Genomic DNA, 20,854 nt, shown 5'->3' with positions numbered 1-20,854 from the left:
TGCTCGTTCGGTCTCTAGCTTTCGCGCTGGATCAGGATCTCGACCCGGCGGTTCTTGGCGCGTCCTTCAGGCGTGGCATTGCTGGCGATCGGCGCGTCGGGGCCCTTGCCCTCGATGCTGATCCGCTCCTTCCGGTTCAGCCTGGTCTTGAGGAGCTCGCCGACGGCCTTGGCGCGCTCCAGCGACAATTGCTGGTTGGAGGGGAAGCGCGCGGTGCGGATCGGCTGGCTGTCGGTGTGGCCGACGACCTTGATCGCCCCGCCTTCCTCGTTCAGCACTGCGGCGATGCGCTCGATCAGCGGGCGGAACTCGTCGCGCACCACCGCCTGCCCGGGCTCGAACAGGGTGATGTCGACGAGCCGGACGATGATCAGATTGGGCGTGACCTGGCAGGTGATCGGCGGGCGCACCGTGGCGCAGATCTTGGGCTGCTGCGCCGGCGGCGGTAATGGCGGCGGCGGTTTGGCGAAGACTTTCCGGACAATCGAAAGCTCGCCCTTGGGATGGACGGCGAGCAAGGCGGAGGCCGAGGCCTCGGCATTGCCGCCGAGCAGGGCCCGGAAGATGAAATAGAGGCCGAGCACCGCGACGGCGGCGACGGCGGCGACCGACCAGACCGGGATCCTGAACCCGGCCAGACGCGAGACCAGCGCCTGCCCTTGCCAGCGCGGCGACAATTCCGGATCGGGTTGCTTCACCCGCCGCAGCGTCTCGAAAAGGCTGCGCTGGATCATCTGCAGATTGGCGGCGCCGCCGGCCGAGGTGCGGTGGATGCCCTCGAAGCCGAGTGCCAGGCAGGCATGCATCAATTCGAGCAGGTCGTAATTGACCGACGGGTCCCGCTTGGCGCGCTCCAGCTCCTCGAAGAAGCGCACGCCGCCGGTGCGTTCGCCGAAGAAGCGCGAGAGCATGCTGTACTGTGTCCAGACATGGCGATCCTCGCCGGGGATGTTCTGGACGATGTCGTCGGCGAAGGCGCAGAGGATGTATTTGGCGGTGCGCGTCTGCTCGGGCGAGGCGCCGGCGGCCCGGACCTCGTGCTCGAAGGCCTCGATCGTCTCGCCGACCTGGCCGATCATCTGGGTGGCCGGGGCGCTGCTCAGCGAGGCGCGCAGGCGCCCGAGCAGCAGGAGAAGCGGGCCGGCCGCCTTGAGCATCGGATTGGCATTGGGCGTGAGCATCTGTTCGCGCCGCGGCAGGGCCTGCGGGATATGGCCGGGCGGCGATGCCGCGCTGGGCCGGGGCGGCGGCGCCGAGAGCCATTCCTCGCCGGTGCCGGGCACGCCCGGGGAGCCGGCCGCGCCGGATGGATATTGCGGCGCGGTCGACGGGCCATAGCCATGGGGCGAGGCCGGGGGCACGGGGTAGCCAGGCCTGACGGGCTGCGGGTCGGGGCGCGAGGGTGGCGGCGCCCGCCTTCCCGCGGGGTTCGGCTTGATGATCGTCCGGTCCGAGCGTCCGAACGGGTCGGAGGGCGAACCCTTGTCGCTCATCTTCTGCCCTCGAGCACGGCCCAGAGCTCCATTTCGAGATCGGGCCAGTCACCGGAGAAATGCATGCCGATCGAACTCGCCGTGCTGAACTCCGGCCAGAGCGGCGAGGTGCGGTCGAGATAGAAATAGACGTGGTCGGTCAGCGCCCGGATCTGCGGCGGCGGCGTCGGCAGATGGACGAGATTGATGCCCGGCAGATGGGCATGGACGATCTCGTTCATCTTGGTGTTGGGGCCGACCTTGAACAGATGCGGGAACTGCGCCTGGATCTCGGTCAGCGGCCGGCGCGCCGCGACTTCGAGGATCAGCGTCGCATTGCGCACCAGGGCGCGATCGCGGATCGTCGACATGAAGGCGTTGGGCGCGCGCTCGACGATTTCGAGGCGGATGGCGCGGCGGCCGAGCTGGGCCGAGAGAAAATCCTGGATGTCGCGCACGACCGGGGTGAAGCAACCCTCGAGATCGTCATGATCATAGGCGGGATAGTCGCGGGCGCGGCGCTCGGCGGTGGTGAAGGTGGCGAGTTCGCCGGCGATGGCGAGCAGCGTCACGAACAGCCGTTCCGGATGCACGAAGCGCGAGCCGCGCATGTGCTTCAGCACCGGGATGTGCCGGTTGAGCATCTGCAGGATGAAGTAGTCGGCGCTTTGCAGGCCGCCGCCCGCGGTCGGGTCGGCGGCGTAGCGGGCGAGTTCCTCCAGCTTGTTGTCGATCCAGCCGATGACCCGGTCCATCCAGCCGTCGACGACCGGGTGGGCCGAGCAGATCAGGAGCGGCGGCGCGAATTTTTCGTCGAACAGGACGGCGCGATCGCGCACTTCCAGGATGCGGCCGAGGGCGAGGCCGACATAGCCGGGCTTGGCGGTCTTGCGCAGTTCGAGCGAAAGGCGCGGATGGGCGATGTCGATCTCCTCCTCGATCCGCAGCGATGCGGTGGAGTCGATCAGCATCTCGGTCGCCGGGATGAAGCGGCTGGCGCTGCCGCTCAGGCTGTCCTCGACCTCGCGCGTGTTGGCGGAAGCGAGCGGCAGGGAGAGCCAGGCGATCTGTCCGGCGGCATTCTCCGGCACCTCGATCGCCGGCGGCAGCGGCGCGTTGTCCGGCACGGCGAAGGGGGTCCCGTCCGGCAGTACGCCGACGGCGCGGCGCAGGCCGATGCGGCTCTGCTGGGCGAGGTCGCGGTCGATCTCCAGCACCGAAAACCCCCATGGATAGGGCGTGGTGTGCCTGACGCGGCTTTCCAGCAGGTTTTCGAGGTAGCGGTCGCTCTGCTGCAGATGGTGCGGTCGCAGGAACAGGCCTTCGGACCAGACAACCTTGCTGTACCACGACATCCGGTTCTCGCTATCTCAAGGCTGGTTCAAGAGCATATACAGCTCGCTTCCCAGCGTCACCATGGCGTGCCATCGTATTCGCCGAACCTGTTTGCGTGCTTTGGCAAAGATTTCGCGGCGGCAGGTCTGCGGATCCCCCGCTAGATCAACTTGCGGGTGGGCCGTGGCCTGCGCGCCGTGGCGGTAGTCGAAGGGGATAGGCCATGCCGACCGGTCCTGCCGCGCGCATCCTCGATCCGGTGATCCATCCGCTCCCTGGCGTGCTTCAGCCCGGCCCCGGCAGTTTCAACGTGATCATCGGCGGCAAGCCCGCCTGGCGTGGCGTTTCGGCCGCCGCCGCGGCGGCGATCCAGGCGGCCAAGGCGATCTCGGACACCACAATCCAGGTGGCCGAGGCGGCGACGCTCGCCGCCGCCGGCACGCCGGGGGCGCCCGCGGCCAAGGCCGCCGAGGAGGCGACGAAGGCCGCTGCCGCCGCCAGCATGGGCTCGATGATCTCCGGCGCGGCCGGTGGCGCGGATATTCACATTTGCGCGACCCCTCTGCCGATCCCGCCGCACGGGCCCGGCGTCGTCGTCGACGGCTCGCAGACCGTGCTGATCAACAGCCTCAGCGCCTGCCGGGTCGGCGACACCATCATCGAGGCCGTGGGGCCGCCGAACAAGATCGCCTTCGGCGAGCCGACCGTGATCATCGGCGGCTGAAATGGGGCGGCGAAGCTCTCCCGACCGGATCGTATCGGGCTATGAGCGCTTCCGCCTGCTGCGTGTCGAGCGCAGCGTGCGGGATGCCGATCTGGCAGTCTGGCATGGGCGCTCGCGCAATTCACGCGTCGCCAAGGTACTGGCCTTCATGCTGCTGATCCGCGCCGGAGGCGGGGGCGGCTTGCCGCTCTCGCGCCAGCCGAGCGTGATCTGCAAGGGGGCCGAGCAGCAGTTCTTCAGCGCGTCCGGCGAGAACCAGGCAGCGCATCTCCTGCCGGGCCAGATCGTCATCGATGGCGCCATGCCCTGGCTCTATCTCCAGGGCGAGCCGGCCCGGCTGCTGCAGAACGAGTTCGCCTATGTTGAGCCGATCCACGCCAATTTCAACGCGGCCGACCGGATCGCCGAGCGCAACGGCATGACCAATGCCTTCGCCGATGCCTGCCGGCAGGTTCTGATGGCGCAGGGTGTGCCGGAGCGCGACGTCGCCGATGCCTACAACCGGATCTGGGCACCGCGAGCCCTGGCGGCGATCCTGGCGGCGGAGAGCGAGTTGCGTGCCGAGCCGCTGCCGCCAGCCCTGGTCTTCGGCGAGCCAGGGAGCGCCGATTACAACACGATTCTCAATCTCGAAGAGCGCGGCAGCGCCATGGGCGACGCGGAGGTCTGGAACAATTTCGAGCGGCTGAGCATGCTCGATTATTACCGGGCGAGCTTCGACGATCCGCCGCCCGAGCTCGAGCCGCGGGCGATCAGGGCGCTGCTGGGGCTGTGAGCGGCGCCGGACCTAGGGGGCCCCTCAACGGCCGCCGCGGTCATAGCATTCGGCGAAGTAGAGCATGAAGGCGTCGACCAGCCCATCCTCGTAAGGGGCGGTCTTGGCCTCCCAGCGCGCGACATAGGCGTCCCAGAGCCTGCCCTTGCGCGACGAGAGCAGGCCTTCGAGGCCGCGCTCCGAGCCGAGGCTTTCGGAAACAGCCTGCGGATCGAGATCCTCGACCAGCATGCGCAACGCGTGCTGCATCGCCGAATAGGTCTTGATCTGGTGGGCCTTGAGATCCCTGAAGCTCTCCTCGAACGCCTTCTGGGCGTTGAGATAGCCGCTGGTCGGGCGGCCCAGGATCAGCCTGAGCGCATCCTCGATGGTCGGCGAGAATTTCAGCGGGTTGTTGTCCTGCGCCTGAATCATCGTCTGATTGGCGCTGCGGGCGATGCGCTTGCTCTCGGCCCGCGCCGCCAGCAACTGCTTCAGCTCGACGGCGACGAGACGCATCAGCGCGCCGGTCTGCTCGGCGAAAGCGCCGGGATCCTGCCAGGACAGGGCTTCGACCGGCAGGCCGGCGCCGCGCGCAAAGCGGGCCATGAACTCGGCCGGGGAGATCTCGCCGGCGGTCGCGGCTGCCGAGGGTGGTGGCGGACGCGGCGGCGCAGGCGGCGGGAAGGGCGGCTCGAAGGAGGGCAGCGGCCCTGCCGGCGGCGCCTCGCTCCACGGATCGGCGGCCGGGAGCGGACCCGGCGGCCGGCGAGGTGTCGGGATCGGGGCGATGGGGGCGGCCGCCGGGACGGGCGGCGGCTGATAGGGCGCCCAGGCCATCTCGTCCTGGCGCGAAGGCGCGGGCGGAGCGGCAGTGGCCGGCGGCTCAGGCTGCGGCGCGAAGGCCTGCCGCCCGGTTTCCTCCGGCGTCGGGATATCGGCGGCCCAGTCGATGAAGCCGGCATGGACCGGCCGGTATTTCTGCGGCGGCATCAGGTCGCGGCGCGCGATCGGTGGCGCCTCGTCGCCATTGCCGTCCCAGAGCGATTCAGCCGGGGGCGGCGGGGCCGGCGGCCGCTCGGCCATGGCCGCCGGTTGCCGGCCGGCATCGTCGATCGCCACGGCGATGATGTAGTGGCCGATTTCGAGCCGGTCGCCATGCTGCAGGCGATAGGGCGACTGCACCCGATGGGCCGCGCCGTTGACGAAGGTGCCGTTGGTCGAGATGTCACGCAGCCAATAGGCGTTGTCGTGGAAGCGAATCTCGCAATGGCGGCCGGAGATGGTGCGCGTCGGATCGGGCAGGGCCCAGTCGAGATGCTGGTCACGCCCGATATCGAGGCCCCGTCCGCCACTGAGCGTCACGCTGAGCGGGCCGCCATCGGGCAGCGAGGTCTCGTTCTCGATCGTCAGCGTCAGCGCCATCTGGACATGTCCGTATCGCTGCCACGAGGCTTGTGCCGCTCAGGCGGCATCGCCACGCCAGCTCTACGTCCGCGCTCCGCCGCCTTCGTCATCGACCAGACGAAAGCACGCTTCGATGCAGTTTCGCAATGCGGCATCGCGCTCACGGGCCGGAAGGCGGCCCAATGCGGTTAACACGGCGATCCGGGCGGTCTTGGCGGTGAGGTCGGGCGGGCAGGGCACGGCATGGCTCGCCAGCATGCTGCCGCCGGAATAGCCGGCCGCCCAGGCGACCCAGGTGGCGGGTTCGGCCGGGTCCGCGGCTTCCGCGACCGACAGCGCTTCGCGCCGCCGGGCATCGCCGGGGTCACGCACCCAGGCTTCGGCCGCGGCAAGCGCCGGCCCAGCCGGGGCGCCCGCCGGGCGCATGCGCTGGACGCTCTGGAGGGCCCACCAGACGGCTTCCCGCCGCGGCAGCAGAAAGGCGCAGAAGCCGATCGCATCTTTCGGCTCGGCGCCGGCGGCAAGCCGGGCGAGGAAGGCCAGCGGTGCCTCGTTCGCCGGTGCCGTGGCGACGAGCCGGCGCAGAGCGGGGAAGCTCTCGAAGACTTCGCCGGCCGTGCTGAAGCGGAGGCGGGTCATCGCGCGCTCAATTGATCTTGACGATGCCGCCGGTGACGATGGTGGTCGCGTCGGCGTGGACCTCGGTCTTGAGGGTGCTGGTGACCTTGATGGTCGGCGACGAGATGGTGATGTCGGTCGGCGTCATGGTGATGGTGCTCTCGCCGCAGACCAGCTTGATCTCGAGCGCCGCCTCGACATAACGCTTTCCGTCCTTGACGTGCAGCTTGTCGCTGCCGCCCATGATCTGGGTGGTGCGGGTGAAGTCGGTCGGGCCGCCCTCGAACTCCTTGCCGACATCGCGGGTCTCGGTGTTGAAGACCACGGTCTTGTGGTCCTTCTGCGCCTGCAGGCTGAAGACCTCCTTGCCGGCGAGGTCCTCGAACTTGATTTCGTTGAATCTGCCAGCCTTGCCTGAGCCTTCGGTGGATTCCGATTTCAGCCCCGACTGGGTCTTGTTGGCCGGCAGGTCATAGGGCGGCATGTGCTGGTCGTTGACGACGGCGCCGGTGATCAGCGGGCGGTCGGGATCGCCCTCGATGAATTCGACGATGACCTCCTGGCCGATGCGTGGGATGATCTGTCCGCCCCAGTTCTTGCCGGACCAGAGCTGTCCGACGCGGACGCGGCAGGAGGTCGAGTCCTTCTCCCGGTCCCAGTGGAAGCGCAGCCAGACCCGGCCGTATTTGTCGACGTCGATATCGCCTTCCTCACCCTTGTTCTTTTCGCCGACCACCCTGGCGGTGTCAGGTCCGACGATCACCGGAGAAGGGGTGACGAGCGGCGCGCGGAAGCGCTTGTCGGCTTTCAGGAGCTCGTAGGAGCCGTGATAGATCGCGTCGTCGACGCGCTTGGCGGAGCGATAGCTCTGAACTCCGAAATTATGCGTGGCGCGCACCACCAGATATTCGGCGTTCTCGGAACCGACCGGGTGGACGCCGAGGGTCATCACCGAGCCCGGATGCAGGCTCGGTGCCTCGCCCATGGCCTGGCGGCGATCATCCTGCGCCTGTTCGGCCTGCGCCAGCACCTTGGCGAAGCGCTCACCCTTGCCGCGATCCAGATAGGCACCGGGATAGTCGTAGCTCTCATAAGCCTTGCTGCGGGCGAAGCCTTCCTCGGCCTTGGCGGTCAGGTCGGCGGTGGATTTCTCGAAATCATAGTCCTTGAGCTCGATCTTGCCGGTGCGCAGGCGGCGCAGCGTCGACCATTGCGTGATGTGCTCGATCGGGCGGCGCTGCTGGCCATCCCTGGGCATGAACGGGTAGGCGCTGCCGGCGCCGGCGAAGGTGGGTTCGGCCGCCGCGGTGACGGAGTCGTGCGAGGAGCGGGCATCGGAGAGGATCAGCTTGTGGTCGCCATCCGTATGCTTGAAGTAATAGTAGATCCCGTGCTTCTCGAGCAGCCTGAGCACGAAGTCGAGATCGGTCTCGCGATACTGCACGCAGTAATCGATCTCGCCCGGCTTGTCGCTGACGCGGTCGTCGAAGCTCGCCTTGTCCTCCTTGCCGAAGATCGTCTTGACGATGTCGAGCGGCGTCTTGTTCTTGAAGATCCGGCAATCTGCGCGCTGTGAGAGCAGCCAGAGCCAGGGCCGCAGGACGAAACGATAGCTGTCGATGTCGTTCTCGCGGCCGAGCCATTGCGCATCGACGAGAACACCGTTGAAGACGCGGTCCTGACCGTTCTTCAAGGTCATCTTGACCGAGCATTTCTCGCCTATGATGCTTTGCAGGTCGGCGTTCGCAGTCGTGCTCGTCGCCTCGACCTGATAGGCGAATAGTTCGCTCAGAGCTTCGCGCGCTTCAAACTTGATAAGTGAAAAAAAGTCTTTCCCCAATGGGGTTGTAAAGGAAGCAAGTCTTTTTGACTGTCGAAGTTCGCTTGGCATCAACGAAACCTCGTGGCTTGTGGCCGGGTACGACATTGACGCAGCGGATGCTGAGAGTCATAGTCTCAACCCTCAGTCTTCGACCGCCGACTTGAAGTTAATCGGGAGGAAGACCGTGCGCAAGCAGGCCCTTGTCAGTATCAGCGCCGCTTTCGCCGTCGGGGTCTGCGCGGTTTCGGCTGTGTCGGCACAGGCCCAAAGCTACAAGGCAGATGACATCATCAAGCATTTCGGGGGTGGGAAGCCCAATCTCGGCGTGTCGCGCGGGCTCTGCGTCGGAACGGAGGCAGAATGCAGCAAGGCGGGTCATGTCGTGAAACCAGCGGCCGCCTTCGACCTGGTGGTCCGCTTCAAGTACAATTCGGACGTGCTCGAGCCCGATGCCAAGAGCAATCTCGACGAGTTCGCCAAGGCGCTGAAGGATCCGCAGCTCGCCGCCAGCAGCTTCCTGGTCGAAGGGCATACCGATGCGAGGGGCTCGGCCGACTACAATCTCAACCTGTCGGAGCGTCGCGCAAAGGCCGTGGTGAGCTATCTCAGCGAACGCGGTGTCGATACCGCCAAGCTGCTGCCGCGCGGCTTCGGCCAGACCAAGCCGATCGTGGCCGATCCCTATTCCGGCGATAATCGCCGGGTCGAGACGCGGATCCGTGTGGATTGACGCGCATTCCTGCCAGCGGCCGCTTGGCATCGGCCTGTTGACCGAGGGGCTCCATGGCGGCGCTGAACTTCGCTGATTTTTCCGGGCCGGTTTCTGCGGACGACCTCTGCGGGCCCGATCCCGAAGAAGATGCGGGCTTCACGAACATTATCGCGCATCTGGAAGTTGCGCTGCCGACATCCTATTTCGCGCCCCGGCCGGATGGCCGGCTGGTCGCCTTCGACCGGGCGACGATCGATTTCCCCGCCGCCTTCGGCGACCTCGCCAAGATACTCAAGCTCAGCCGCGACATCCGGGTCCTGGTACTGGCCGGGAAGCTCTGCCTGCTCAATCGCGACATACCAGGCTTTTCCGCCTGCCTGGGCCTGATCACCGGTCATCTCTCGGAGCATTGGGACGAGGTGCATCCGCGTGCCGAGCAGGGCGACTTCATCCTGCGCGAGGTGGCACTGCAAAGCCTCGACGACCTGGCCACGGTCGTGCTGCCGCTGCAGCATGCGCCACTCCTGATCAGCCGGCGGATCGGCCCTCTGGTCTTCCGCAGCCAGCTCGTCGCCGCCGGCGCGATCCAGCCCGAGGAGGAGGAGCAGCATCCGGATGCGGGTGCGATCCAGGCGGCGCTGGCCGAAACCGATGGCGCGGAGCTGCAGGCCGCCTTCGCTCATGTCGTGGCGATCCGTGATGCGATCGCCCGGATCCGTGCGACCTGGAGCGAGCGCGCTGGCGGCGGGGCGGTGAGCTTTCCACGTCTCTCGGCGCTGGTCGGTCAGATCATCGGCTTTCTCGAGCCGGTCGTCGGTGCGCGGATGCTCGCCGCTCCGGCGGATCAGCCCATCGAGGCCGGTATGCCGGTCGCGGCTTCGGTGGGCCCGGCCGGCCTGCCGCCGGGCTCCTGCGCTTCGGTGGCGGAGGCGCGTGCGGCGCTGGCCGCCTGCCTGGGTTATTTTCGCCGCGCCGAGCCTTCGAGCCCGGCCGTGCTGCTGATCGGGCAAGCCCAGCGGCTGATCGGCAAGTCGCTGATCGAAGTGATCCAGATCATGTTTCCCGAACATGTCGACAAGGCGATGCTCGAAATCGGCACCGAGCCGCGTTTTCAGCTGCCGCTCGAGCGCCTGAACGCGTCGGATGGCTATGATCAGCCCGATGATGGCGCGAAGGAGGCGCCGAGTGAGAGCTGGGAGGAGGCGGAAGAGGGGCCGGACGATGCGGTGGCCGAGCTCGAGGCGGAGCCCGGGCAGGGGAGCGAGACCGGGCCGGCTGCGGTCGCTCCGGCGCCGGTCGGCGCGCCTTTGGTGGCGGGCGTCGCGACCCGCGCCGAGGCGGTCGGCCGGATGAAGGCGGTGGCGGGGTTCTACCGGCAGGTCGAGCCCTCCAACCCGATCCCGCTGCTGATGGACAAGGCCTGTGGGCTCGCGCAGCATGATTTCATGTCGCTGCTCAGCGATATCCTTCCTGAAGTCGGCATACGTCAGAGCAGGGACGAGTAGGTCGGGGTCTGGCGCCGGGCCGGCGCTCCTGCGGCGCGCCTCCCCAGGCCTGCGGCCCGCCGCGACTTCACAAGATCGCGACCGGTCGGCGATGACGACTTGCGGATGCCAAGCAGCGCGACGGGAACTGTCAAGCTGACTGCATTTGTGTATTGTATTGGGAGATTGGTGACTTGGCGTGGTGTCACGCTGCCTCTGCGTGATGCATCGAGAGGAAAGGCACTGACGATGGCCGGAGATTCTGGGCAAAGGTTCATTCGCCGCAACAGGCCACCACGGGTCCATATCACCTATGAGGACCCCTACAATGCCGACCAGAAGATCGAATTGCCCTTTGTGATGGGCGTCCTTGCCGATCTCTCGGGCAATGCCTCGGCCGTGGCGAAGCCCGATATCTCCGAGCGCAAATTCCTCGACATAGACATGGATAATTTCGATCAGCGCATGGCCGCGATCGAGCCGGGCGTCGCCTTCAACGTGCCCAACAAGCTGGGCGGCGACGGCAATGAGAAGCTCTCGGTGGCGTTGAAGTTCTCGCGGTTCGACGACCTCAACCCGGCGGCGATCGCCCGTCAGATCCCGGCGACGGCCAAGCTGCTCGAGGCACGCGAGCAGCTCGCCAACCTGCTGCGCTACATGGACGGCAAGATGGCGGCGAGCGACCAGATCAAGGCGCTGCTCGCCGACCCGCAGCTGATGACGGCGCTGAAGGACAGGCTCGGCGAGACATCGGCTGACGGCAACAAGCGTGACGGCAACGGGTGAGCGAGGCGGAGGCGACCATGGCGGAAGCACAAATCCAGCAACCCGGCGCAGCCATCGCCGAGACACGCGACGCCGACGAGTTCGCGAACGTTCTCAAGCAGAGCTTCAAGCCGAAGACCGAGCGGGCGGCGACCGAGGTCGAGAACGCGGTGGCGACCCTGGTCACCCAGGCGCTCGCCGACTCCACGCTGATCAAGGGCGACGTGCTCGACACGATCGAGGAGATGATCGCACGGCTCGACGCCAAGCTGACCGAGCAGATGAACGAGGTGCTGCACGCACCCGAGTTCCAGAAGATCGAAAGCGCCTGGCGCGGCCTGAACTATCTCGTCTTCAACTCCGAGACGGACTCGCAGCTGAAGATCAAGATCATGAATGTCGGCAAGAGCGAGCTCTATCGCAATCTCAAGACCTATCCCGGCGCCCGCTGGGATCAGAGCCCGCTCTTCAAGCAGATCTATGAGCAGGAGTTCGGTCAGCTCGGCGGCCAGCCCTTCGGCTGCCTGATCGGCGACTATCATTTCAGCCATGTGGCGACCGATGTGCAGCTGCTGCGCGATCTTTCCAAGGTCGCGGCCTCGGCGCATGCACCTTTCTTCGCCGGCGCAGATCCGACGCTGATGGGCATGGACGCCTGGACGGAGCTGTCCAATCCGCGCGATCTCGGCAAGGTCTTCGATACGCCCGACTATGCCGCCTGGAAATCGCTGCGCGACGCGGCGGACTCCCGCTATATGGGGCTGTGCCTGCCGCGCGTGCTGTCGCGCGTGCCCTATGGCGCGAAGTCCGAGCCGGTCGAGGAATTCGCCTTCGAGGAAGATACCGACGGGCACAAGGGCGAGAAATACGCCTGGATGAACGCGGCCTATGCGATGGCTGTCAACATCAACCGTGCCTACAAGGAATATGGCTGGTGCACCCGCATCCGCGGCGTGCAATCGGGCGGCGAGGTCCTGAACTTGCCGACCCACACCTTCCCGACGGATGATGGCGGCGTCGACCTGAAATGCCCGACCGAGATCGCGATCAGCGATCGCCGTGAGGCGGAGCTGGCGAAATCGGGGCTGATCCCGCTGATCCACCGCAAGAACACCGACAAGGCGGCGTTCATCGGGGCACAGTCGCTCTACAAGCCGAAGGCCTTCTTCGGTCCCGACGGCGTCGCGGCGACCGCCTCGGACAACCTGTCCTCGCGGCTGCCCTACATGTTCGCCGTCTCGCGCTTCGCGCACTATCTGAAATGCATGGTGCGCGACAAGGTCGGCTCCTACAAGGAGCGCGAACCCCTGCGTCGCTGGCTGCAGGAATGGATCACCGACTATATCGACGGCGATCCGGTCAATTCCAGCGAGGAGACGAAGGCGCGCCGTCCGCTTTCCGATGCGCGCATCGACGTCTTCGAAGACGAGGAGAACCCCGGATATTATTCGGCCAAGTTCTATCTCAGGCCGCATTTCCAGCTGGAGGGCATGGATATCGGCCTGAGCCTGGTCTCGCGCCTGCCCGCGCCCAAGAATTAAGGCGTCGCGCGCCTTCGGGCGCGCGGAGTCTCCAGGCCTGTGCCTACCCCCGCGCGGATCGCGCCGGGGCTGAGCGGTCGCGCGCCGGTACCACCCCGCGGGCGAAGCGCAGTCGCAATCGACTTCGTCGGATGACGGTCAAACACTGGAGAGAACGATGGCCAGCGACTTCCTGCTCGAGATCGAGGGAATCAAGGGCGAGAGCCATGATTCCAAGCACAAGGAAACGATCGAGATCGAATCCTTCTCCTGGGGAGCGAGCAATTCGGGCACGCATTCCGCAGGGTCCGGCGGCGGCGCCGGCAAGGTCAGCTTCCAGGACCTGCATTGCACGGCCAATGTCAGCAAGGCGTCGCCAGTACTGATGTTGTCCTGCGCGTCGGGCAAGCACATCAAGAAGGCGGTGCTGTTCGTGCGCAAGCAGGGCAAGGACCAGCAGGAATTCTACACCGTGACGCTGCAGGACCTGCTGGTCTCAAGCTATCAGTCCGGCGACTCGACCGGTGGCAACCCGGTGCCGACCGACCAGTTCTCGCTGAACTTCGCCAAGATCAAGTTCGAATACAAGTTCCAGAAGGAGGACGGCACGCTCGGCGCGCCCTCGACCGGGACCTGGGACATCAAGGCCAACAAGGAATGAGAGGACGGCCTGGCCGCCTGTGCGGCCAGGCCTCGTCTTCGGTCGGCAGCGCTGCGGCCGCTTTTCGTCCGGCGCCGGGCGACTGTTCGAATGTCACGCCTTGGGAGGGCCGACCGCTCCCTCGGGTGTCGTGGAGAAGGGCCGGGCGCCGGGCCGCCCGGCTGGCGGTTGGAGGGCGCGAGGATGGATGCCAGAGCGAAGAACCGGCTGCGTCCGCCGCTGATGTACGCGTTCCGGGAGGCGCATCGCAGCAAGGATGCGAAGACCGCGCTCGATCTGCGCGACGCCGGCGGCGAACGGATCATCGCCGGGCGCCGGGCCGCGCCGCGTGCTGCCATCACCGAGCAGAAGCTAAGGCAGGAAATTGCGGCCGATCTCGACGCGCTGGTGAACACCACCAATCTGGCTTCGTCGATCGATCTCTCGGGGTTCGAGCATGTCCGGCGCTCCGTGCTGAACCACGGCTTCCCCGATATCGTGAACCGCTCGATCGACGAGCATCGGGTGGGCTCGATCAAGGACGAGCTGCGCGAGGTGCTTATCGGCTACGAGCCGCGGCTGATCCGGCAGTCGATCAGCGTGCAGCGCGATGAAAGCATCGACCGGTCCGAGCTGACGATCCGCTTCCTGGTCCGTGCGGACCTGGATTGCGAGCCGGTCAATGTGCCGCTGCAATTCGTGGCCGATGTCGAGCTCGATACCGGCAAGATCGCGATCAAGAACCGATAGCGCCTCATGAACCAAGAATTCCTGGACTTCTACAATCGCGAACTTCGGCTGTTCGAGGAGCATGCCAAGGAGTTCGCCGAGGAGTATCCGGGCATCGCCGAGCGGCTCGGCGGCCTGGTCGGCGAGCACATGGACCCGATGGTTCGTGGCTTGCTCGAGGGCGCGGCCTTTCTTGCGGCCCGTGTCCAACTCAAGCTCAAGCACGAGTTTCCCGAATTCACCAACAATCTGCTCGAGCAGTTGCTCCCGAACTATCTGGCGCCGACGCCGTCGGCACTCCTCGCCGGGGTGGCGCCGCCCTATGGCGATCCGGCCTTGCGCGAAGGGGTGAGGATTCCGCGCGGCGCCTATCTCGATGCGACCTATCTGGAGCGCGACCGGCGTGTCGCCTGCCGCTATCGGCTGGGAGCGGACATCGCGCTCTGGCCCTTCGATGTCTCCGCTGCCGAGTATATCGCCGCACCCGGCCCGCTCCAGGCGCTCGGCCTGCCGAGCGACGGGCGGGTTCTGTCGGGCCTCAGGCTTTCGCTGACCCACCGGATCGCCGGCGACCCCGCCGACGAGCCCAGCGTCGCCCAGGCGGCCAAGCTGCCGAGCAGCTGGTTTGCCGGCTGCAAATGCCGAGAGCTGACCATTCATCTGCTCGGCGGCGAGGCCGAGGCGATCGCCCTCTATGAGCAGCTGTTCTCCAATTGCCTCGGGGTCTATTTCCGTCATCTCGACGAGTTCGGCGACCCGGTGATCACCCCGGCGACGGAGTGCACGCTCGAGCAGCCGGGCTTCGACGAGGACAAGGCACTACTGCCGGCCGACAGCCGGGTGTTCCGCGGCTTCGACCTTCTGCGCGAATATTTCTGGTTCCCGCGCAAATTCCTCGGCTTCCGGTTGCGCGGCCTGGAGCGGGTCATGGCGCGGCTCAAATCCAAGAATGTCGACGTGATTTTCGTCTTCGACGAGGTCGATGCGCGGCTTGCGGCGGCGGTGCGTCGCGAGATGTTCGCGCTCTATGCCGCGCCGGCGGTCAACCTGTTCGAGAAGACCACCGACCGCATACCCGTGCGCATCAACGAGCACGAATACCATGTCGTCCCCGATCGTAGCCGGATGCTCGACTTCGAGCCGCACAGCATTCTCGACGTCCACGCCCATTATGTCGGCGGGCGCGAGAAGCAGAAGGTCGCTCCGCTCTACTCCTCGCCCGAAGGGGCGTCGCCGGCGTCCGGGCTGCTCTACACCCAGCGCCGGTTGCCGCGCCGACGTTCGGCGGCCGAGCGCCGGGAGGGCAGGGCTTCCGACTATACCGGCACCGAGATGTTCATCTCGCTGGTCGAGCCCGCAACCATCGCCGATGCCCACGCCGTGGCCGAGCTCAGCGTGCGGGCTCTGTGCTCGAACCGCCATCTCACGGAGCATCTGCCGACGGGGGCGGGCGGGGCGGATTTTCGCCTGATCGACAATGTCGCACTCGACATCACCTGCCTCGCCGGGCCGACACCGCCTCGCGAGCCGATCGTCACACAACTCAGGCTGCGCTCCGAGACCGCGAGTACCGGTGTCGTCACCTGGCGGCTGATCAACCTGCTCAGCCTCAACCATCTCGGCCTCGTCCAGCACGGCGCCGGGCGCAATGGCGAGGCACTGCGCGAATTACTGGCGCTCTTCGCCGATCTCAGCGATGGGGCGACGGAGCGCCGGATCAGGGGCATCAAGAGCGTCGACAGCCGGCCGGTGGTCAGGCGGTTTCCGCAACGCGCCGGCACCGGAGCGGCGCGGGGGCTCGAGATCACGGTGCTGTTCGACGAGAAGGCCTTCGAGGGCAGTGGCGTCTTTCTGCTTGGCGCAGTGCTCGACCGCTTCTTCGCCGAATATGCCGCGATGAACCATTTCACCCAGACCGTGATCCGCACCGTCGAACGCGGCGAGGTGATGCGCTGGCCGCCGCGCGCCGGCACGAGGCGGATCCTGTGAGCGCGGGCGCAGGCAGGCCTCCGGCGATCGCGTCCGAGGGCGAGCGTGTCGAGCCGCCTTTCGTCGAAAGCTTGCGGGCCGAGCCCTGGCGCCATGATTTCTATGCGGTGCTGCGGCGCATCGAGCGCAGCTTTCCCGAGCGCGAGCGCATCGGCGACGTCGCGGCGCGGCGCGACGAATATCTGGCGCTGGGCGAGCAGGCCTATATGGATTTTCCGGCCTCGACCTTCGCCGAGGCGGGCAGGGACGGGCAGGGGAGGCTGCGGCTCTTCGTCAAGTTTCTCGGCCTGCTCGGGCCGCAGGGGGCTCTGCCGCTGGCGACCACCGAGGAGAGCTATCACTGGCAGCTCGCGCATGACGATGCCTTTCCGCGCTTTCTCGACATCTTCAACCACCGCTTCCTGCAGCTCTTCTTCCGGGCCTGGGCGGATTCCCGGCCGGCTGCGCAGCACGACCGGCCCGATCTCGACCGTTTCGTCGCCTATGTCGGCAGCGTGGCCGGGCTGGGCTCCAGGCCCTATCGAGACCTCGACAGCGTGCCGGATGCCGGAAAGCTCGCCCATGCCGGGCTGAGCGGTGCGCAGGCCAAATCCGCTTCGCGCCTGCGCAGCCTGCTCGCGGGGCTGTTCGACATCGAGGTCGAGGTCGAGCAGTTCGTCGGCATGTGGCTGGCCTTCGATCCGGCGGATCGCAGCCGGCTCGGCCGGGGCCATTGCGGGCTCGGGCGCGATGCCCTGGTCGGTGCCAGCGTCTACAGCGTCGAGGACAAGTTCAGGCTGCGCATCGTCGCGCGCGACATCGAGCAGTTCAGCCGCTTCCTGCCTGATGGCGATCGCTGCGAGCCTCTGGCCGATGCGGTGTTTTTCTACCTCGGCGAGCTGTTCGCATGGGATGTCGAGCTCGCCTTGCCGGTCGGACAGGTTCGTCCGCTACAGCTCGGTCGCTTCGGCGCGCTCGGCTGGTCGAGCTGGATGGCGCCGAACTGGAATGTGCCCGACGGGACGCTTCGGCGCGATGCTCGCTTCCACCCGGCCGAACGGATGCGCCAGAAGCGGAGCCGGCAAAACCAGAATTCGCGGCCCGAGAACATGCGTCCGAAGAACCGATGACAGGGGGCAGACATGGCCGACATCAGTCTCGAGGCCGTCACCGGCAAGCTCAACCGCGTCGGCTATGAAGCCTTCATCCAGGCCCTGCGCCAGGCCAAGGGGGCAGGCAACCGCAATGTCGAGCTGGCGCATTGGCTCGCCCAGATCCTGCAGCGCCGTTCGACCGATATCGGCCTGACCGCCCAGCATTACGGGCTCGATATGGCAAGGCTGGCTTCCGATATCGGCGGCGTCATCGAAGGCTTCCGCAAGAACGAGACGGAGATGCCGGGTGTCGCCAACAATGTCGTCGACGTGCTCGACCGCGGCTGGCACTACGCCACCCTGTTCTTCGGCGAGACGCAGATCCGCACCGGCCATGTCCTGGTCGCGGCCCTGAAATCGCTGGAGCTGCGCCGGGCGTTGACCGCGATTTCAAAGGAGTTCGGAAAGATCCCGGTCGAGGAACTGGCTGCCGGCCACGCCAGGATCTGGAAGGATTCGGAAGAAGAGAATCTGCGGCCGATGGATGGCTCGGGGCTGCGGGCCGCCGGGACGCCCGGCGCCGAGCAGGCGCAGGGGCCGAAGGGCACGACGGCGCTCGACCGCTTCTCGCAAGACCTGACCGAGAAGGCGCGTTCGGGGACGATGGACCCGATCCTCGGGCGCGACGACGAGATCCGCCAGGTGATCGACGTGCTGATGCGGCGGCGCCAGAACAACCCGATCCTCACCGGGGAGGCCGGCGTCGGCAAGACGGCGATCGCCGAGGGCTTCGCCCAGCGCGTCGCTTCGGGCGAGGTGCCGCCGCCGCTGCGCGGGGTCAAAGTCTGTGCCCTCGACATCGGCCTGATGCAGGCCGGTGCCTCGATGAAGGGCGAGTTTGAGCAGCGCCTGCGTTCGGTGATCGACGAGGTGCAGTCCTCGCCAACCCCGGTGATCCTGTTCATCGACGAGGCGCATACCCTGATCGGCGCCGGCGGCCAGGCCGGCACGGGCGATGCCGCCAATCTGCTCAAGCCCGCTCTGGCGCGCGGCACCTTGCGCACCATCGCGGCGACGACCTGGTCGGAATACCGCCAGTATTTCGAGAAGGATCCGGCCCTGACCCGACGCTTCCAGCCGGTGCAGGTCGGCGAGCCGGATGTCGCGCGCTGCTGTACCATGCTGCGCGGGCTGATCGGGCCGATGGAGAAGCATCACAAGGTCCGCATCTCGGATGCGGCGATCGTCGCGGCGGTGCAATTGTCAGCCCGCTATATCCCGGCGCGGCAATTGCCGGACAAGGCGGTGAGCCTGCTCGACACGGCCTGCGCCCGCGTCGCGATCAGCCAGACCGCGGTGCCGGCCGCGATCGAGGATGCTCGCGTCGGTCTTGCGGCGCTGGAGAAGGAAAAGGCGGCGCTGATCGCCGATCAGGATCTCGGCGATGTCTCGGATGAGCGCCTCGCCGAGATCGAGGAGGAGAGCGCTGCGCTGAAGGCGAAGCTCGAAATGCGCGAGGCCGACTGGGCCTCCGAGCTGGCGCTGGTCGAGGAGATCACGCTGCTGCGCGGCAAGCTCGGCGAGGCGGCCGCATCGGTATCCGGCGAGGGCGCCACCGAGCCGCCGCCGGGTGACGCCGCGGCCGATCCCGAAGCGACGCGCGCCAGCCTGAAGGCAAAGTTCAGCTCGCTCGGCGAGATCGATCCCGCCAGCCGGATGATTTACGCCCATGTCGACGAGCAGTCGGTCGCCTCCGTCGTTTCCGATTGGACCGGCATCCCGGTCGGCCGCATGGTCAAGGACGAGATCGAGACCGTGCTCAACCTCGCCGAGACGCTGAACAAGCGCGTGGTCGGGCAGGGGCACGGCATTGCGATGATCGCCAAGCGTATCGAGACCAGCCGGGCCAAGCTCGACAATCCCGGCAAGCCGATCGGTGTCTTCATGCTCTGCGGCCCGTCGGGCGTCGGCAAGACCGAGACGGCGCTGGCGCTGGCGGAATCGCTCTATGGCGGCGAGCAGAACGTCATCACCATCAATATGAGCGAGTTCCAGGAGGCGCACACCGTCTCGACCTTGAAGGGGGCGCCGCCCGGCTATGTCGGCTATGGCGAGGGCGGCAGGCTGACCGAGGCGGTGCGCCGCAAGCCCTATTCGGTCGTGCTGCTCGACGAGGTCGAGAAGGCGCATCCGGACGTGCACGAGCTGTTCTTCCAGGTCTTCGACAAGGGCCAGATGGAGGACGGCACCGGCAGGCGGATCGATTTCAAGAACACGTTGATCATCCTGACCTCGAATGTCGGCACCGACGAGATCATGCGCATGGCCGGGGACGCGGCGAGCCGGGCGGATCCCGAGGCACTCGCAGTGGCGCTGCGGCCGGCGCTGCTGAAAGTCTTCCCGCCGGCGCTGATCGGGCGCCTCGTCACGATCCCCTATTATCCGCTCTCCGGCGAGATGCTGGGCGGCATCGTGCGGCTCCAGCTCGGCCGCATCGGCAAGCGCCTGCGCGACAATCACAATGCCGCCTTCCGCTATGACGAGGCCGTCGTCGCCCACATCGTCGCCCAGTGCAATGATCCGGACTCGGGCGGACGGATGATCGACAACATCATCACCAATTCGATGCTGCCGGCACTGTCGCGCAGTATCCTCAACCTGCAATTGGAGAAGAAGCCACTGACCGAAGCGGTCGTCACGGTCGAGGACGGCGAGTTCCGCTATCTCTGCAGCTGAGCCTTGAGGCCGGGCCCCGAGCCGGCCTCGAGGCCTTTAGTCCGGCCGCATCGCAGCGTCGTCGATCTTCTTCATCGCCGCGACTGTCAGGTTGTTCTGGGCCCAGGCGGCCGTCTTGGTGTTCGGAAAGACCCTGATCAGATCGCGAAACTGCCTGACCGCCGCATCGTACTGCCCCCGATATACATAGCCCTGGATGATGCGGTTCTTGTAGGCCTCGGCCGAGCGCTCCTGGGCGGCGAAGTCCCAGGTCCGGGTGTTCTCGTCCTGGAGCAGGAATTTGCCGTTCGGCTGGACCGTGACGGTCCGCCCCTCATAGCCCCAGCCAGACATGCCGACGGCCTGCGCGTTGACCGCTGCCGTCGTAGGCACATTGAACAGCGAGGCGATGCGCCTCAGCAGCCAGAGCCCATAGCCGTCGGCATCGCCGGTGAAGGTCCCCGGAATGATGTCGGCGAGGCTGACGCTGGCGGGATCGGCTCCCGGCCGCAGCACGCTGGTTTCGCTGGCGAGCCCGCAGCCATGCAGTTCGAGCCGTGCCAGCGGAGCCCAGAGCTTGCCCTTCGGGATGTCGCCATAGGTTTGCGAGCAACTGTCGTAATCGCGCAGATGCGGAAAGTAGAAGGTGCCGCTGTTGCCGTGCGCGACGATGCGCATCACCTTGATCCGGTCGCCGTCGGCCACCTTGCGAATGGCGCCGACGATCTGCGCGGCCGTGCTCGTCGCATAGGCGCCGACCGCACCCGTCGGCAGACGATCCGGTGATGGCGGGTTCTGCTTGTAGAGCTTGGCGAAGCCGACATCGGACATGTCGTAGAGGTGGATCGCGACATCCGCCATGGACCGCTCCTTGCCGCCGCTCGCCGCAGCCTGCGAATAGCGAGACCCGCTTCGCTCGCGCCGACGTTCAGCCTCAAGACGGCGGATGCGGTCGTCGCCAGGGCGTCGAAGCTGCGCCAGGGCGGTCGATGCCGTATCCCCGGAACGGGCGATCGGGGGCGGGATGCCAGGCTACCGCCTCAGATTAGCGCAGGATTCGTCGCGGCCAAGCCCCATATGCGCTATCATCGCATC

Annotated in this window: 17 protein-coding genes; 11 read left to right on the top strand and 6 right to left on the bottom strand. The window is 66.7% G+C overall.

Annotated elements, in window-relative coordinates:
• Positions 1-14: 14 nt before the first annotated feature.
• Both tssL and tssK read right to left on the bottom strand, forming a co-directional pair.
• Positions 15-1,493: a type VI secretion system protein TssL, long form gene (gene tssL, locus J0J10_RS05170; RefSeq protein WP_291642066.1), complete on the bottom strand. Its 1,479-nt coding sequence runs from the start codon at positions 1,491-1,493 to the stop codon at positions 15-17.
• Entirely contained in the window at positions 1,490-2,827 is a 1,338-nt protein-coding gene (gene tssK / locus J0J10_RS05165) for a type VI secretion system baseplate subunit TssK (RefSeq protein WP_291642065.1), read from the bottom strand. The genes tssL and tssK overlap by 4 nt, the downstream gene beginning before the upstream one ends.
• Positions 2,828-3,030: 203 nt before the next feature.
• On the opposite strand from tssK, the gene J0J10_RS05160 reads away from it, so the two are divergent.
• Both J0J10_RS05160 and J0J10_RS05155 read left to right on the top strand, forming a co-directional pair.
• Positions 3,031-3,531, top strand: a complete 501-nt coding sequence (locus J0J10_RS05160; RefSeq protein WP_291645554.1) for a PAAR domain-containing protein — start codon at positions 3,031-3,033, stop codon at positions 3,529-3,531.
• Between the two features lies 1 nt (position 3,532).
• Complete coding sequence (locus tag J0J10_RS05155) at positions 3,533-4,306, top strand: hypothetical protein (RefSeq protein ID WP_291645553.1); 774 nt, start codon at positions 3,533-3,535, stop codon at positions 4,304-4,306.
• A 24-nt stretch (positions 4,307-4,330) separates the two neighbouring features.
• On the opposite strand, the gene tagH is transcribed toward J0J10_RS05155, so the two are convergent.
• From tagH to J0J10_RS05140, 3 genes are all read right to left on the bottom strand, one after another.
• A complete protein-coding gene (gene tagH, locus J0J10_RS05150) occupies positions 4,331-5,710 on the bottom strand; it encodes a type VI secretion system-associated FHA domain protein TagH (RefSeq protein WP_291645552.1) in 1,380 nt (459 codons plus the stop codon).
• 63 nt (positions 5,711-5,773) lie between these two features.
• Positions 5,774-6,331 carry a DUF6931 family protein gene (locus tag J0J10_RS05145; protein WP_291645551.1) on the bottom strand — a complete coding sequence of 186 codons (558 nt, stop codon included), beginning with the start codon at positions 6,329-6,331 and terminating at the stop codon, positions 5,774-5,776.
• 7 nt (positions 6,332-6,338) lie between these two features.
• Complete coding sequence (locus J0J10_RS05140; RefSeq protein ID WP_291645550.1) at positions 6,339-8,201, bottom strand: type VI secretion system Vgr family protein; 1,863 nt, start codon at positions 8,199-8,201, stop codon at positions 6,339-6,341.
• Positions 8,202-8,316: 115 nt separating this feature from the next.
• Here J0J10_RS05140 and J0J10_RS05135 point away from each other — a divergent pair, with 115 nt between their 5' ends.
• The 9 genes from J0J10_RS05135 (at position 8,317) to tssH (ending at position 19,780) form a co-directional block, all read left to right on the top strand.
• A complete protein-coding gene (locus tag J0J10_RS05135; protein ID WP_291645549.1) occupies positions 8,317-8,862 on the top strand; it encodes an OmpA family protein in 546 nt (181 codons plus the stop codon).
• Positions 8,863-8,915: 53 nt separating this feature from the next.
• Positions 8,916-10,349, top strand: a complete 1,434-nt coding sequence (locus J0J10_RS05130) for a type VI secretion system protein TssA (protein ID WP_291645548.1) — start codon at positions 8,916-8,918, stop codon at positions 10,347-10,349.
• Between the two features lie 228 nt (positions 10,350-10,577).
• Complete coding sequence (tssB, locus tag J0J10_RS05125) at positions 10,578-11,114, top strand: type VI secretion system contractile sheath small subunit (RefSeq protein ID WP_291634814.1); 537 nt, start codon at positions 10,578-10,580, stop codon at positions 11,112-11,114.
• Between the two features lie 17 nt (positions 11,115-11,131).
• Entirely contained in the window at positions 11,132-12,634 is a 1,503-nt protein-coding gene (gene tssC, locus J0J10_RS05120) for a type VI secretion system contractile sheath large subunit (RefSeq protein ID WP_291634812.1), read from the top strand.
• A 157-nt stretch (positions 12,635-12,791) separates the two neighbouring features.
• On the top strand, positions 12,792-13,274 hold the full coding sequence (locus J0J10_RS05115; protein ID WP_291634810.1) for an Hcp family type VI secretion system effector: 483 nt from the start codon (positions 12,792-12,794) through the stop codon (positions 13,272-13,274).
• 183 nt (positions 13,275-13,457) lie between these two features.
• Positions 13,458-14,003: a type VI secretion system baseplate subunit TssE gene (tssE, locus tag J0J10_RS05110; RefSeq protein WP_291634807.1), complete on the top strand. Its 546-nt coding sequence runs from the start codon at positions 13,458-13,460 to the stop codon at positions 14,001-14,003.
• Between the two features lie 6 nt (positions 14,004-14,009).
• Positions 14,010-15,971, top strand: a complete 1,962-nt coding sequence (gene tssF / locus J0J10_RS05105; protein WP_291645547.1) for a type VI secretion system baseplate subunit TssF — start codon at positions 14,010-14,012, stop codon at positions 15,969-15,971.
• A complete protein-coding gene (tssG, locus tag J0J10_RS05100; RefSeq protein WP_465247156.1) occupies positions 15,968-17,080 on the top strand; it encodes a type VI secretion system baseplate subunit TssG in 1,113 nt (370 codons plus the stop codon). Before tssF ends, tssG begins: the two co-directional genes overlap by 4 nt.
• Before the next feature lie 12 nt (positions 17,081-17,092).
• On the top strand, positions 17,093-19,780 hold the full coding sequence (tssH, locus tag J0J10_RS05095) for a type VI secretion system ATPase TssH (RefSeq protein WP_291645546.1): 2,688 nt from the start codon (positions 17,093-17,095) through the stop codon (positions 19,778-19,780).
• 36 nt (positions 19,781-19,816) lie between these two features.
• On the opposite strand, the gene J0J10_RS05090 is transcribed toward tssH, so the two are convergent.
• A complete protein-coding gene (locus J0J10_RS05090) occupies positions 19,817-20,620 on the bottom strand; it encodes a tetratricopeptide repeat protein (RefSeq protein WP_291645545.1) in 804 nt (267 codons plus the stop codon).
• Positions 20,621-20,854: the final 234 nt, after the last annotated feature.

Source organism: Allobosea sp., from assembly GCF_017308075.1.
Taxonomy (GTDB): Bacteria; Pseudomonadota; Alphaproteobacteria; order Rhizobiales; family Beijerinckiaceae; genus Allobosea.
The sequence above is the reverse complement of the archived record's forward strand: the minus strand, read 5'-3'. Positions and strand labels throughout refer to the sequence as shown.

Excerpts from the sequence above, each read along its gene's own strand:
- tssL (WP_291642066.1), bottom strand. The coding sequence starts at position 1,493 with ATGAGCGACAAGGGTTCGCCCTCCGACCCGTTCGGACGCTCGGACCGG.
- tssK (WP_291642065.1), bottom strand. The coding sequence starts at position 2,827 with ATGTCGTGGTACAGCAAGGTTGTCTGGTCCGAAGGCCTGTTCCTGCGA.
- J0J10_RS05160 (WP_291645554.1), top strand. The coding sequence starts at position 3,031 with ATGCCGACCGGTCCTGCCGCGCGCATCCTCGATCCGGTGATCCATCCG.
- J0J10_RS05155 (WP_291645553.1), top strand. The coding sequence starts at position 3,533 with ATGGGGCGGCGAAGCTCTCCCGACCGGATCGTATCGGGCTATGAGCGC.
- tagH (WP_291645552.1), bottom strand. The coding sequence starts at position 5,710 with ATGGCGCTGACGCTGACGATCGAGAACGAGACCTCGCTGCCCGATGGC.
- J0J10_RS05145 (WP_291645551.1), bottom strand. The coding sequence starts at position 6,331 with ATGACCCGCCTCCGCTTCAGCACGGCCGGCGAAGTCTTCGAGAGCTTC.
- J0J10_RS05140 (WP_291645550.1), bottom strand. The coding sequence starts at position 8,201 with ATGCCAAGCGAACTTCGACAGTCAAAAAGACTTGCTTCCTTTACAACC.
- J0J10_RS05130 (WP_291645548.1), top strand. The coding sequence starts at position 8,916 with ATGGCGGCGCTGAACTTCGCTGATTTTTCCGGGCCGGTTTCTGCGGAC.
- tssB (WP_291634814.1), top strand. The coding sequence starts at position 10,578 with ATGGCCGGAGATTCTGGGCAAAGGTTCATTCGCCGCAACAGGCCACCA.
- tssC (WP_291634812.1), top strand. The coding sequence starts at position 11,132 with ATGGCGGAAGCACAAATCCAGCAACCCGGCGCAGCCATCGCCGAGACA.
- J0J10_RS05115 (WP_291634810.1), top strand. The coding sequence starts at position 12,792 with ATGGCCAGCGACTTCCTGCTCGAGATCGAGGGAATCAAGGGCGAGAGC.
- tssE (WP_291634807.1), top strand. The coding sequence starts at position 13,458 with ATGGATGCCAGAGCGAAGAACCGGCTGCGTCCGCCGCTGATGTACGCG.
- tssF (WP_291645547.1), top strand. The coding sequence starts at position 14,010 with ATGAACCAAGAATTCCTGGACTTCTACAATCGCGAACTTCGGCTGTTC.
- tssH (WP_291645546.1), top strand. The coding sequence starts at position 17,093 with ATGGCCGACATCAGTCTCGAGGCCGTCACCGGCAAGCTCAACCGCGTC.
- J0J10_RS05090 (WP_291645545.1), bottom strand. The coding sequence starts at position 20,620 with ATGGCGGATGTCGCGATCCACCTCTACGACATGTCCGATGTCGGCTTC.